Source organism: Celerinatantimonas diazotrophica (genome assembly GCF_004339545.1).
Classification (GTDB): domain Bacteria; phylum Pseudomonadota; class Gammaproteobacteria; order Enterobacterales; family Celerinatantimonadaceae; genus Celerinatantimonas; species Celerinatantimonas diazotrophica.
Genome location: NZ_SMGD01000004.1, coordinates 1 through 13,216, shown reverse-complemented (window position 1 = coordinate 13,216; position 13,216 = coordinate 1). Strand labels below are relative to the sequence as shown.

Annotated in this window: 12 protein-coding genes and 1 pseudogene; 1 reads left to right on the top strand and 12 read right to left on the bottom strand. The window is 38.5% G+C overall.

Going from position 1 to position 13,216, the window contains the following annotated elements; genetic code table 11:
• Positions 1–387 precede the first annotated feature (387 nt).
• Positions 388–900 carry an SEL1-like repeat protein gene (locus EV690_RS01830; RefSeq protein ID WP_207907499.1) on the bottom strand — a complete coding sequence of 171 codons (513 nt, stop codon included), beginning with the start codon at positions 898–900 and terminating at the stop codon, positions 388–390.
• 96 nt (positions 901–996) lie between these two features.
• The gene (locus EV690_RS01825; protein ID WP_165872627.1) at positions 997–1,806 is read right to left on the bottom strand and encodes an SEL1-like repeat protein; all 810 of its coding nucleotides are present in this window, start codon (positions 1,804–1,806) and stop codon (positions 997–999) included.
• Between the two features lie 3 nt (positions 1,807–1,809).
• Here EV690_RS01825 and EV690_RS18525 point away from each other — a divergent pair, with 3 nt between their 5' ends.
• Positions 1,810–1,941: a hypothetical protein gene (locus EV690_RS18525; RefSeq protein ID WP_263433839.1), complete on the top strand. Its 132-nt coding sequence runs from the start codon at positions 1,810–1,812 to the stop codon at positions 1,939–1,941.
• 90 nt (positions 1,942–2,031) lie between these two features.
• On the opposite strand, the gene EV690_RS01820 is transcribed toward EV690_RS18525, so the two are convergent.
• The 10 genes and pseudogenes from EV690_RS01820 to EV690_RS18680 form a co-directional block, all read right to left on the bottom strand.
• Positions 2,032–2,964 carry an SEL1-like repeat protein gene (locus EV690_RS01820; RefSeq protein ID WP_131911247.1) on the bottom strand — a complete coding sequence of 311 codons (933 nt, stop codon included), beginning with the start codon at positions 2,962–2,964 and terminating at the stop codon, positions 2,032–2,034.
• 104 nt (positions 2,965–3,068) lie between these two features.
• Complete coding sequence (locus tag EV690_RS01815; protein ID WP_131911246.1) at positions 3,069–4,043, bottom strand: SEL1-like repeat protein; 975 nt, start codon at positions 4,041–4,043, stop codon at positions 3,069–3,071.
• A 51-nt stretch (positions 4,044–4,094) separates the two neighbouring features.
• A complete protein-coding gene (locus tag EV690_RS01810; protein WP_131911245.1) occupies positions 4,095–5,072 on the bottom strand; it encodes an SEL1-like repeat protein in 978 nt (325 codons plus the stop codon).
• A 52-nt stretch (positions 5,073–5,124) separates the two neighbouring features.
• Positions 5,125–6,102 (bottom strand): tetratricopeptide repeat protein, encoded by a 978-nt coding sequence (locus EV690_RS01805; RefSeq protein WP_131911244.1) that lies wholly within the window; start codon positions 6,100–6,102, stop codon positions 5,125–5,127.
• A gap of 51 nt (positions 6,103–6,153) precedes the next feature.
• Positions 6,154–7,083, bottom strand: coding sequence for an SEL1-like repeat protein (locus EV690_RS01800; RefSeq protein ID WP_131911243.1), 930 nt, complete (start codon positions 7,081–7,083; stop codon positions 6,154–6,156).
• Positions 7,084–7,185: 102 nt separating this feature from the next.
• The gene (locus EV690_RS01795) at positions 7,186–8,154 is read right to left on the bottom strand and encodes an SEL1-like repeat protein (RefSeq protein WP_131911242.1); all 969 of its coding nucleotides are present in this window, start codon (positions 8,152–8,154) and stop codon (positions 7,186–7,188) included.
• The gene (locus tag EV690_RS01790; RefSeq protein WP_131911241.1) at positions 8,144–12,040 is read right to left on the bottom strand and encodes a LysM peptidoglycan-binding domain-containing protein; all 3,897 of its coding nucleotides are present in this window, start codon (positions 12,038–12,040) and stop codon (positions 8,144–8,146) included. Before EV690_RS01790 ends, EV690_RS01795 begins: the two co-directional genes overlap by 11 nt.
• The gene (locus EV690_RS01785) at positions 12,037–12,549 is read right to left on the bottom strand and encodes a DUF4123 domain-containing protein (RefSeq protein WP_131911240.1); all 513 of its coding nucleotides are present in this window, start codon (positions 12,547–12,549) and stop codon (positions 12,037–12,039) included. Before EV690_RS01785 ends, EV690_RS01790 begins: the two co-directional genes overlap by 4 nt.
• A 7-nt stretch (positions 12,550–12,556) precedes the next feature.
• Positions 12,557–12,955 carry a type VI secretion protein VgrG gene (locus EV690_RS01780; protein ID WP_131911239.1) on the bottom strand — a complete coding sequence of 133 codons (399 nt, stop codon included), beginning with the start codon at positions 12,953–12,955 and terminating at the stop codon, positions 12,557–12,559.
• A 15-nt stretch (positions 12,956–12,970) separates the two neighbouring features.
• Positions 12,971–13,153: pseudogene (locus EV690_RS18680) on the bottom strand (bacteriophage T4 gp5 trimerisation domain-containing protein); the annotation flags it as partial.
• Between the last annotated feature and the right edge of the window lie 63 nt (positions 13,154–13,216).

Sequence of the window (13,216 nt, the reverse complement as noted above, 5' to 3'; positions counted from 1 at the left end):
GCTGGCTATACTCATAATAATAATAATAAGGTTTATGTTCTTTAACAAATTTTCGGGCTAAAGAATCTAATAATTCCTCCTTATTTTTAGATAACTTTGTATCTAATTGGTAGTCTTTTGAGCCACTTTTTTTAAAATAGACTGATAAATCTTCTCCATAAAGCCATACTATTTTTCCATAATAGTACGCCTTTTCAAAGTTTTTTTCTCTATTGCCCCAACCATGGAGGTAACTTAAAAATAAATATCTGATAAAGCTTACATCACCTTCTTGAATTGATTTGTTCTCATATTTATCTCTGAGTATTAAGTTTTTAGAATTATAAAAAGTAGAAAGTAAACTATATGCAGGGATGAAACCACTAACGGCTGCTCGACTTAGATATTCTACCTTATTATAATTTCTATTATTAAATAAATAGAGGCCCCTTGATAACCTTGTTGGTAGGACTTTATAGCCATTTTATTTAACTTTTGTTGGCCCATACCAGGTAACCACTTCGTAAATCGATACCAATAGCTATCTTCTTTTTGAAGCAATAAAGCAAATGTTGCTTTGCCATTACCTTCTTTCGACAATTTCTTCCAACCTTCTAATGCTTTATCTCGCCATTTAGAATTACAGGGCCAGAATGAGCAAAAAGAAAAAGCATTATCTGGATCTAATCGATCCATTGCCCATGGATCTCCCATCCTTGCTGCTTTCAATAATATTCTTCCCGCATCTAGTCGTTTCATCCCGCCTTCCAACTGGTAGGTATTGCCTAACCAATACATGGCATGGGCATCCCCTTGTTCACCAAGCTCTTGAAAGACCTTTTCGGCTTTTTGGTAGTGGTGATGCCACAGGGCATCAAGCCCATTGTGGATGCCAGGCATTGCCTGGAGCGGGAAGCTCACGACAATGTATAATAAGGTGACTATGGATAAGTATCGAGATTGCATGAATATTTTTAATAAGCAGATAGGAAATATGTATCCCCTGACTACTACCAATTAAAAGTCCATCCCATCAAATGGGAAAGAATATTCATCATAGTAGTGATATGGAGGGTGGGTGCGCACAAATTCTTTTGCTTTTTGGGTTAATACAATCTGCTTATCTTTTGCGACCTTTGCGGATAATCTAAATTCTTTAGGGGCATTTTCCCCAAAGGCTTCAGATATGTTATTATCTCCATATAAAATAGTTATTTTTCCATAATAATAAGCTTTGTCAAAATCTTTTTTATATACCAAATCACCTTGTATATACACATAGAATAAAAACTTTATAAATCCCGTATCACCTGACTGAATCGCTATATTCTTATATTTATTCATCAAGTTAACATTATTTTTTTCTTTATAGTATATGGCTAGTTTCGCATAAGCTGGAATGAAATTATTTTTGGCTGCCTGTATTAGATATTGTAAGTTAGCTGATTTATTATGGTTAAATAAATAAACCGCTGCACCTTGATATCCTTGGTGGAAGGCTTTGAGCGCCATCTGATTCAGTTTCTCTTGCCCCATACCAGGGAGCCATTTTGTGACATTATACCAAAAGGTTCTGTCTTTACGTAATGCAAGGGCAAATGTTGCCTTTCCGTTGCCTTGTTTGGATTGTTTTTCCCAGATTTCTACAGCTTTACTGTCCCATTTAGAATCACATGGCCAAACGGTGCAAAGTGAATACGGATTTTTGGTGTAAAGACGATACATCGCCCATGGGTCCCCCATGTTGGCGGCTTTTAGAAAAATTCTCCCGGCATCCAGCCGTTTCATGCCTCCTTCCAGCTGATAGGTATTGCCGAGCCAGTACATGGCATGAGCATTGCCTTGTTCGGCGAGCTGGCTAAAGACCTGCTCTGCCTTTTGGTAGTGGTGATGCCACAGGGCATCGATCCCATTGTGGATGGCAGGCATTGCCTGGAGCGGGAAGCTCATGGCAATGCATAATAAAGTGGCTATGGATAAGTATCGAAATTGCATGGTTTATTTAAAGTAGACAAAACTTCTCTAGAATTTTATATAAAGCATTAGCACACACTAGAATCTCATTGCATAAATTGGAAAAGAAAATTCATCATAGTAGTGATATGGAGGGTGGGTGCGAACAAATTCTTTTGCTTTTTGGGTTAATACAATCTGCTTATCTTTTGCGACCTTTGTCGATAAACTAAATTCTTTAGAACTTTTATCTGCTCTAAAAAATCCAGATACATCTTCACCATAGAATGATGATATTTTGCCATAGTAATAGGCTTTTTCAGGATTTTTACTATATCCCAGAGCACCTTGCATATGCGCGTGGAATAATAAGCTTATAAAGTCAGTCTCACCTGATTGCAGTGCTTTTTTCTGATATTTTTCAGCTAATTGAATGTTATTTGTTTTTTTGTAGTGTACCGTCAATACTCGGTAAGCAGGGATAAAACCAGCACTTGCAGCCTGTATGATATATTTGAAATCATGAGGTGTAGAATGATTTGCTATATAATAGGATGCTCCCAAGTACCCTTGGTGAAAGGCTTTAAGTGCCATTTTATTCAACTTCTCTTGTCCCATACCCGGAAGCCACTTTGTAACATTATACCAAAAGGTTCTTGCTTTACGTAATGCGAGGGCAAATGTTGCCTTTCCGTTGCCCCCATTGGATTGTCTTTCCCAAATTGCTACAGCCTTACTATCCCATTTTGAACTACAGGGCCAAACGGTGCAAAGAGAATACGGGTTTTTGGTATAAAGACGATACATCGCCCAAGGGTCGCTCATTTCGGCCGCCCTGAGCAGAATTCTCCCAGCATCCAGCCGTTTCATGCCGCCTTCCAACTGGTAGGTATTACCCAGCCAGTACATAGCATGGGCATTCCCTTGTTCACCAAGCGTTTGAAACACCTGTTCGGCTTTTTGGTAGTGGTGATGCCACAGGGCATCAAGCCCATTGTGGATGGTAGGCATTGCCTGAAGTGGGAAGCTCATGGCAATGCATAATAAGATAGCTATAGATAAGTATCGAGATTGCATTGGATATTTAAAGTAGATAAACCTTCTATAAAATTTTATATAAAACAACGGTATTACTGCTAGAATCTCATTACACCAAATGGGAAAGAAAACTCATCATAGTAGTGATATGGGGGGTGGGTACGAACAAATTCTTTTGCTTTCTGAGCTAATACAAGTTGCTTATCTTTTGCCACCTTTGCAGATAATCTAAATTCTTTAGGACCATCTATTCTAAAGAATCCAGATACATCTTCGCCATAGAATGATGAAATTTTACCATAGTAATAAGCTTTATTAATATTTCTATCGTAACTATCCCTCCCATTTAAGTATGTGTGAAATAATACGCTTATAAAAGTGGTTTCTCCTGATTGCAAGGATTTTTTCTGATACATTTCTGATGATTTAATATCATTGACTTTTCTGTAATATACAGATAATACCCGATAAGCAGGAATAAATCCCTTTTTGGCAGCTTGTATAATATATTTGAAGTCATGGGTTTTAGAATACCTAACTAAATAAAACGATGCACCTAGATACCCTTGATGAAATGCTTTAAGTGCCATTTTATTAAGTCTTTCTTGCCCCATACCCGGAAGCCACTTTGTAAATCGATACCAATAGCTATTGTCTTTATGGAACATTAAGGCAAATGTCGCTTTACCATTCCCTTCTTTTGATTGCCGCTTCCAGATCGCTATGGCTTTACTTTTCCACTTGGAACTGCAAGGCCAAATGGTACAAAGAGAAAGTCCATTATCTGGATCCAAACGATTCATCGCCCAAGGATCACCCATTTGGGCGGCTTTGAGAAGAATTCTCCCGGCATCCAATCGTTTCATACCACCTTCCAGCTGATAGGTGTTACCCAACCAATACATGGCATGGGCATTGCCTTGTTCCGCTAGCTGGTTAAAGACTTGTTCTGCCTTTTGGTAGTGGTGATGCCACAGGGCATCAAGCCCATGATGGATAGCGAGCTTGGCTTGTAGTGAGAAACTCATAGCAAAGCATAATAAAACAGCTATTTTTAAACATTGGGATTGCATGAATATTTTTAATAAGCAGATAGAAAATTTGTATGCCCTAGTTACTACCGATTAAAAGTCCATCACATCAAATGGGAAAGAAAACTCATCATAGTAGTGATAAGGGGGATGAGTGCGCACGAATTCTTTCGCTTTTTGGGTGAATACAATCTGCTTATCTTTAGCGACCTTTGTCGATAAGCTAAATTCTTTAGGAGCATTTTTCCCAAAGGCTTCGGATATATTATTATCTCCATATAAAGTGGTTATTTTGCCATAGTAATAAGCTTTGTTAAAATCCTTATTATATCCTAAATTACCTTGTATATACACATAGAATAAAAACTTTATAAATCCCATATCTCCTGATTGAATAGCTATATTCTTATATTTATTCATCAAGTTAACATTGTTTTTTTCTTTATAGTATATAGCTAGTTTCGCATAAGCTGGGATGAAATTATTTTTGGCTGCTTGTATTAGATATTGTAAGTTAGCTGATTTATTATGATTAAATAAATAAACAGCTGCACCTTGATAGCCTTGATGAAAGGCTTTGAGCGCGATCTTGTTGAGTTTCTCTTGCCCCATACCAGGGATCCATCTGGTAAACCGATACCAATAAGTGTCTTCTTTATGAAACATTAAGGAAAATGTGGCCTTACCATTGCCTTGCCTTGATAGTTTCTCCCAACCTTCTACAGCTTTACTTTTCCACTTGGAACTGCAAGGCCAAATGGTACAAAAAGAAAGCCCATTATCTGGCGTCAACCGATACATCGCCCAAGGATCGCCCATTTGGGCTGCCCTGAGCAGAATTCTCCCGGCATCCAGCCGTTTCATACCACCTTCCAGTTGATAGGTGTTGCCTAACCAATACATAGCATGGGCATTCCCTTGTTCACCAAGCGTTTGAAACACCTGTTCGGCTTTTTGGTAGTGGTGATGCCACAGGGCATCAAGCCCATTGTGGATAGCGAACTTTGCTTGTAGTGGGAAACTAATAGTAAAGCACAATAGAGCGGTTATTTTTAAGTATTGAGATTGCATCAGTATTTTTAATAAGCAGATAGGACATTTATATACCCTACCCATCTATTTATTAAAACTTCATTACATCAAATGGAAAAGAAAATTCATCATAGTAGTGATATGGAGGGTGGGTGCGAACAAATTCTTTTGCTTTTTGGGTGAATACAATTTGCTTATCTTTTGCGACCCTTGTCGATAAACTAAAGTCTTTAGAAGTCTTATCTGCTCTAAAGAATCCAGATACATCTTCGCCATAGAAAGATGATATTTTGCCGTAATAATAAGCCTTATCAATATTTCTATCGTAACCATTCCCCCCATTTAAATATGTATGAAATAATACGCTTATAAAGGTAGTCTCTCCTGATTGCAACGCCTTTTTCTGAAACATTTCTGATAGTTTTATATTATCAGTTTTCCTGTAATATACAGATAACACCCGATAAGCAGGAACAAAGCCCTTTTTGGCAGCTTGTATGATATATTTGAAGTCATGGGTTTTAGAATACCTAGCTAAATAAAATGATGCACCTAGATACCCTTGATGAAATGCTTTGAGCGCCATCTGATTCAACTTCTCTTGTCCCATACCCGGGATCCATCTGGTAAATTGATACCAATAAGTGTCTTCTTTATGAAACATTAAGGAAAATGTGGCCTTACCATTGCCTTGCCTTGATAGTTTCTCCCAACCTTCTACAGCTTTACTTTTCCACTTGGAACTGCAAGGCCAAATGGTACAAAAAGAAAGCCCATTATCTGGCGTCAACCGATACATCGCCCAAGGATCGCCCATTTGGGCTGCCCTGAGCAGAATTCTCCCGGCATCCAGCCGTTTCATACCACCTTCCAGTTGATAGGTATTGCCTAACCAATACATAGCATGGGCATTCCCTTGTTCGGCGAGCTGGCTAAAGACTTGTTCTGCCTTTTTATATTGATGATGCCACAGGGCATCAAGCCCATTGTGGATAGCGAGCTTGGCTTGTAGTGGGAAACTAATAGTAAAGCATAATAAAACAGCTATTTTTAAACATTTGGATTGCATGAATGTTTTTAATAAGCAGATAGAAAATTTGTATGCCCTAGTTACTACCAATTAAAAGTCCATCACATTAAATGGGATGGAAAACTCATCATAGTAGTGATATGGGGGGTGCGTGCGAACAAATTCTTTTGCTTCTTGGGTTAATACAACTTGATTATCTTTAGCGACTTTTGTCGATAAACTAAATTCTTCAGGAGCATTTTTCCCAAAGACTTCGGACACATCATCCCCATATAAAGTAGTTATTTTTCCATAGTAATAGGCTTTGTCAAAATCCTTTTTATATCTAAATATACCTTGTATATATACATGGAATAAAAGCTTTATAAATCTCATATCACCCGACTGAATAGCTATATTCTTATATTTATTCATCAAGTTAACATTATTTTTTTCTTTATAGTATATGGCTAATTTCGCATAAGCTGGAATGAAATTATTTTTGGCTGCCTGTATCAAATATTTTAAGTTAGCTGATTTATTATGGTTAAATAAATAAACCGCTGCACCTTGATATCCTTGGTGGAAGGCTTTGAGCGCCATCTGATTCAGTTTCTCTTGCCCCATACCTGGGATCCATCTGGTAAACCGATACCAATAAGTGTTTTCTTTATGGAACATTAAGGAAAATGTGGCCTTACCATCGCCTTGCTTTGATAATTTCTCCCAGCCTTCTACAGCTCTACTTTTCCATTTGGAATTACAAGGCCAAACGGTGCAAAGCGAGAGCCCATTATCGGGATCTAAACGCTCCATAGCCCATGGGTCTCCCATCTCTGCGGCTTTCAATAGTATTCTTCCCGCATCTAGCCGTTTCATGCCGCCTTCTAGCTGATAAGTATTGCCCAGCCAGTACATGGCATGAGCGTTCCCTCGTTCGGCCAGCTGGCTAAAGACTTGTTCTGCCTTTTTATATTGATGATGCCACAGGGCATCGATCCCATTGTGGATGGCAGGCATTGCCTGGAGCGGGAAGCTCATGGCAATGCATAATAAAGTGGCTATGGATAAGTATCGAAATTGCATGGTTTATTTAAAGTAGACAAAACTTCTCTAGAATTTTATATAAAGCATTATCACACACTAGAATCTCATTACATCAAATGGGAAAGAAAACTCATCATAGTAGTGATATGGAGGGTGGGTGCGCACGAATTCTTTCGCTTTTTGGGTTAATAAAATTTGCTTATCTTTAGCGACTTTTGTCGATAAACTAAATTCTTTAGGAGCATTTTCCCCAAAGTCTTCAGATATGTTATTATCTCCATATAAAATGGTTATTTTCCCATAGTAATATGCTTTGTCAAAATCCTTTTTGTATCCAAATATACCTTGTATATATACATCGAATAAAAACTTTATAAATCCCGTATCACCTGACTGAATAGCTATATTCTTATATTTATTCATCAAGTTAACATTATTTTTTTCTTTATAGTATATGGCTAATTTCGCATAAGCCGGGATGAAATTATTTTTGGCTGCCTGTATCAAATATTTTAAATTAGCTGATTTATTATGGTTAAATAAATAAACAGCTGCGCCTTGATAACCTTGGTGAAAGGCTTTGAGCGCCATCTTGTTGAGCTTCTCTTGCCCCATACCTGGGATCCATCTGGTCAACCAATACCAAAAGGTGTATTCTTCATGAAAAAACATTAAGGCGAATGTGGCCTTACCATTGCCTTGCTTTGATAATTTTTCCCAACCTTCTACGGCTTTACTTTTCCACTTGGAACTGCAAGGCCAAATGGAACAAAAAGAAAGCCCGTTATCTGGTGTTAACCGATACATCGCCCAAGGGTCGCCCATTTGGGCCGCCCTGAGCAGAATTCTCCCAGCATCCAGCCGTTTCATGCCGCCTTCTAGCTGATAGGTATTGCCCAGCCAGTACATGGCATGGGCATTGCCTCGTTCGGCGAGCTGATTAAAGACCTGTTCCGCTTTTTGATATTGATGATGTTGTAAAAAATTTAACCCCTTACTTATATTTGCTAAACAGTTAGCGGATAGAAGAATACCAAATAAAGCGATTAATATTCTATTCATCATGTTGGCCCAGTCTGTAATTATTCAAATTAAGCAATTGGAATGTACTGTTTATTGATACATCTATTTTTTTACTTAAGTTTTTATCCTTAATAATTGTTACGCATGAATTATTATCGTTAATATCCAATATAGGCCTAGATGGTGTGGAAAGTGAATTAGGGGAATAATAAAATATTTTATTGGAAATCAGGTTTGAACAAATATTTATTAAGCTATTGTGATTGTGCAGAGCATCTGCAGATATATTTGTTACCTCCTGTTGAATTAATTTTGAAACTACTCTATATGAAAAGCTTATAATACAAATAAAATATCGACCAAATCGTTCCCATTGTTTAGATTTATCTAGCACTTCATTTTTACTTAAACCTATTCGTTGAATGCTTTCAATCAGGAGGCGTTTGTTTTTACTGTTTCCTTGTGGATTGATCCAGTTGAATATATTATAAATTGCTTCCTGTTGCTGTACATTTTTAGTTCTTATGAGTAGGCTCTCTCTTTCATGGTTAAAGAAGCTATCTTCATGGTACTGAAGCAATGAAGTCAAAATAGGGGCTAGAACCTCGGGCGGTGCTTTTCTATAAAAATCGATGTTCGCTTGTTTTAGATCTTTATCGGTGATTGAGTCTGCGATTAAGTATGAGCTTTCTTTCGTTAGTAATTGCGTGTGAATTGAGTCAATCAGCTTAAACGGTAAACATAAAACCTCACCTGCCGTTAACCCCATCATCAGCATGACTGAGAGCACTTTGTTAAAGGCCGCAAAGGAGGATGTTCCATCGGGATCATTCTCATCTTCATGGAAAAATTCAATATATCGGTAGTTGGCTTGATTCATGATATTTAAAATGGTTTTAAAGAAGTTATCGGCCTGTAGAGGATTAATTTCAAGGCCGATACTGCCTCCAGCACCCATCCCAAACGTTGCTGAGGCCGAGACCACAATGATAAAGCAGTCATTTTTAAATGCCAACTGGCATTGACCATTCACTCCGGCTCCTGCGCTTAATGACACTGAAGAGGAAACTTTGGCGAGCATTTGAAAGTGACGTTCTTGTTTCGCTTGGCCTGTCGTCAAATGCGATGGTGTTGCGTTTTTAGGAGGACACCAGTCAAACTCACAGTCGACATTGCCACCAAATTGCATGCCCGCAAAGGCTGAAGCACTGCCATTCATGCCCGTTGTAATCCCTTTGGTATAAGCATCGGGGTTTTGAGATATCGGTTCATTGCTTGACTCTAACGCGCCTGCATCGTTTTTAAATTCGCCTCTAACTCCAAATTCACCAGCTGAATTATATCCTAATTCCATTTGCTCTGAGAGGGCAATACTGGCTCCTAGGAATCCTTGCACGCTGCCATTCACATGGATTTTATATTCCCCCGCCGTATAGGAGGCATGTTTACGTTGACCATCTTCATGGTAAATATAAGGAATATCGAATTTTTTGCCGGTTCCATCTTTGGGGTATTTAAAATCGAAGTTCCATGAGGCCTGGGCTAAGACGGCTTTCCCGGTAAATGAACTATTTTGTCCGAGCACTTTGGGGTCAGTGGTGAGGCCTGAGTTCGCCTCATGAATAAATCTAAAGAATTGTGCTTGCGAGCCGCTTTCCCATCGTCCTTTTACGCCAAATAAATCAGTTTCTCTTACAAACCACGGTGTTAATTTCTTATCGCTGATTTCTGCAATAGATTGTGCTTGTGCTTGTGCTTGTGCTTGTTCTCCTGTTGGACTATACAAAGCCAGCGATGTTGATAATTTGGCAGATTTAGAGTCTTTATCTTCGCCTTGCTCTTTGTTTTCTTTTGCGCCTCTTTGCTGTTCTTGCGCGATGTTTGTTACTTTTCTCTTAAATTCTTTTGCTAAAAATTTACGAGTGAACTTAGCCTGAGTGGCATCACCAATACTGATTGCTGGCAAATCGACCGTAAAGCTATTTTCATCAGAGAATTTTTGGAATATCCCCAAATTGGAACGGACATATCCGATCACAGTTTGCTCTTGTGATTCTGAAGCCAGAGAACATTCGACTAGGAATATTTCATTTTTCCCTGAGTCGTTATAGATCAGATTGGTTCTATCTTTTGGAACCCACTCATTTTCATTCCAGATGATATGAGGAATCGGGTTGTCATCCGCATATATGATATTTTCCGAAGTCTGAATATATGTATCAGCTATGATGATGTCCTTGATTGACTTGGCTCTTCGACATTTTATTTTAATATTGTTCTCTATTTCGCGGTATCGATTCAGAACGGAAGAGGTAATGGTGACGAGCTTTCTCAGTTCTTGCTGATATGGTGATTTTCTCGCACCTGTTAGCTTAATGAAGTCATTTAATCTTTTTGTTGATATTTCAGTTAATTTTAAATATAACGCATAGCAACACTGATATCCCATTTCTTTAATCGGTATTGATAGTGATTTTACTTTATCTAATATATCATTAACACGATCATTCTCATCGAAAGATAGGGCATCGACTTCACTGAGTCCATGATATAACTCTTTCTCTGTCATAACCTGTTCTTTAATGAGGATCCCCGAGAGGTTTAATTGGTAGATAGATTTAACCCAATCCTTTATATCTTTGTCTATGCCAGCGTTAGTGTCATCTATACTATAATAAGAATCTATATACCTAGTAAAATCAAGAGAGGTTTTTATTTTAGAGCCTATTTCTTTTATACATTCTTTCCAGCGAACATAGTATAGGTGTGAGCGAGTTAAGTAAGGTATTTTTGTATTGATATCAACATCCTGAATCATTAATTCATCAGGAAAGCCGACTGATTTTCTAATAGATTTTAATGCCTTTAGTTTTTTATATATTTCTACTTCATTATTGGAAGTGTAATACTGTTTGTTCGCTCCTACAAAAAAACGATAGGTATGCTTTTTTCCGTCGGCTGAGGTGAAATGTTTCTTTAGCGCATTTTGTTTTGCTTTATGTTCATATTTTTTAACGGCATGGTCAGATAATGATTCGATTGCGTTTTTTATGATATACCGAAGTGCTGAGTTAACTTTCTTTTTGTGGTTTGTTTTATATGCAACAATATCTTGTTTTGTATCATTCCACATCTCATATGCTTTGATTTTAGATTCTTCCGTATAGAATCTACTGGAACTCATTTTGTCATATCTTAATTTATAATTGTCTCTTTGCTGATAAAGCATATTTAGTTGTGTTTCTTTTTGTTTATCTAACTCACTTAATTTTTTTATTATCTGTGATTTGTAATCATCAAAGCCTATTTTTTCATCTCCACCAGGAAATGATATCTGTTCTTGCTTGCCATTTGAATACAGATCATTATAAGTAAGATACTCTTTATTAAGAAGAATATTTTTTACCCAAAGCAAGAGGTTTAATGCCGTTCGATAATTTAATTTATCATCTTTATCTAAAAATTTTTCATGCGCATGTGTATTAATACCATCTAAAATTCCTAGCTTAGATAGCCCTTTCATAATGCCAATATTATCTTTTCCTTTGACGGCACTCATGCAGCTATTCATTTCTTCTTTGACAGCCTTTTGAGCTTCTTTTGTCAATAAAATAACTTTGTTGCCATTTGAGTTTGGCAATTTAGGAACATAGAGCGCATCGACATAGATCTTTGGCTTGCAAGCTTTACTCGAAAGATTCTGAGTGGAGAATTTATAACAAGGCTCGATATTTGGAAAAAATAAATCTGTTGCCTTTTCTGGAATTTTCACCTTATCTGGAATTTTTATGACATCATTGGCATATATAACATTAATATCTTTGATTTGATCAGCATTGAGCTCTTGCAGTTTAGTGGTGCTGGTGTCATATAATTTTGCAAGTTCTGATAATGTTTCACCAGGTTTGATCGTATGTTCCATGGTCACGCGATTAGCCCCTCTATTATGGTATCTGAAACACTGAGTTGATTGAATGTAGTCACAGGGTCGTTAAGTTGAATCAACGGGTGATTATCATGTAAAAGTGATGGCGATAGGTAGATTGCGTCGGCACATCCACTTAATGTTTGCAACTGCTCTTGAGTGAGAGATTTTGACAGTGACATCCAAACGTTAGGCGAGTAAAACCGACAAAGCCAGAGTTTGCCACTCTGAGATTTTATCGTGATGTTTTTACGTAATTGCTCTTGTAATGTTTCAGCTAAGTTTTCGTCTTCTAGCTGGTAGATAATGGCGCTACTGGCCCAATTTGGGTCCTCTTCCCACCTTTTCCAAAGGATGTCTGATTGCTCTAATGTGATAAAAAAAGGCGAATTTTTAATTTGAAATGACCACTCAGTATTTAAATAAAAAGGGGTGATCTCATAATTGTTAGAGCGTAGCCATTGTTCGCAGTTATTTATTCGGAGTTGATCTAATAGCATTATATATTGCATAAAACAGTCACTTTAAGCATGGGCAGTCGTCCAGGGGACATGTGTTATCGGTCATTCGCTGACATACTTCCATGACTGCGACGTCAAGATTCGCTAACGCTGGCAGTCGACTAGTCATGATTGGCGTGGTTGGTGCAACCAGTTGTGGTTTAAGCTCTGTTGCAGCCTCAACATCGCCCGGCAGTTTGGCGATTTGTCCGGCATAGCCGCTGCCTGAGCCGGCACTGCCACCGGAGTTGAGGTTAATCGCCGGGCCGACGATGGAAACCCCCGACGCATCGATTTTCACGAAACTTCCCCCAGCGGAGAGGGTGATTTCTGAGCTACTTTCGAGCACCATTTTGCTGCCCGCTTTGAGGTGGATCTCATGCCCTGCTTCTACCAATAAAGAACGGCCCTGCTTCATATGCAGGGTCTGGTCCACCGCCTGAGTCTGGTCGCCCTGGACATGCACCCGGTGTTCCCCGTCCACGGTCTGATGGGCATCGCCTTTGACCCGCTGAAACTGATTGCGGGTCACACTCAGGTGGTCGTCTTCACCTATCTCAGCCTTGCGGTCATGCTCGATGTGACTGTTGAAGTCTTTCTGCGCATGAATAAAGATTTCTTCCTTCTCCGCCTGGTCCTCAAAGCGCAGCTCATTGTAGCCCTGCCCCTGATGGGTCTC

Coding starts and splice junctions, on each gene's coding strand:
- EV690_RS01825 (WP_165872627.1), bottom strand. CDS start 1,806: ATGTACTGGCTCGGCAATACCTATCAGCTGGAAGGAGGCATGAAACGG.
- EV690_RS18525 (WP_263433839.1), top strand. CDS start 1,810: ATGAGCATTGCCTTGTTCGGCGAGCTGGCTAAAGACCTGCTCTGCCTT.
- EV690_RS01820 (WP_131911247.1), bottom strand. CDS start 2,964: ATGAGCTTCCCACTTCAGGCAATGCCTACCATCCACAATGGGCTTGAT.
- EV690_RS01815 (WP_131911246.1), bottom strand. CDS start 4,043: ATGCAATCCCAATGTTTAAAAATAGCTGTTTTATTATGCTTTGCTATG.
- EV690_RS01810 (WP_131911245.1), bottom strand. CDS start 5,072: ATGCAATCTCAATACTTAAAAATAACCGCTCTATTGTGCTTTACTATT.
- EV690_RS01805 (WP_131911244.1), bottom strand. CDS start 6,102: ATGCAATCCAAATGTTTAAAAATAGCTGTTTTATTATGCTTTACTATT.
- EV690_RS01800 (WP_131911243.1), bottom strand. CDS start 7,083: ATGAGCTTCCCGCTCCAGGCAATGCCTGCCATCCACAATGGGATCGAT.
- EV690_RS01795 (WP_131911242.1), bottom strand. CDS start 8,154: ATGATGAATAGAATATTAATCGCTTTATTTGGTATTCTTCTATCCGCT.
- EV690_RS01785 (WP_131911240.1), bottom strand. CDS start 12,549: ATGCAATATATAATGCTATTAGATCAACTCCGAATAAATAACTGCGAA.
- EV690_RS01780 (WP_131911239.1), bottom strand. CDS start 12,955: ATGAAGCAGGGCCGTTCTTTATTGGTAGAAGCAGGGCATGAGATCCAC.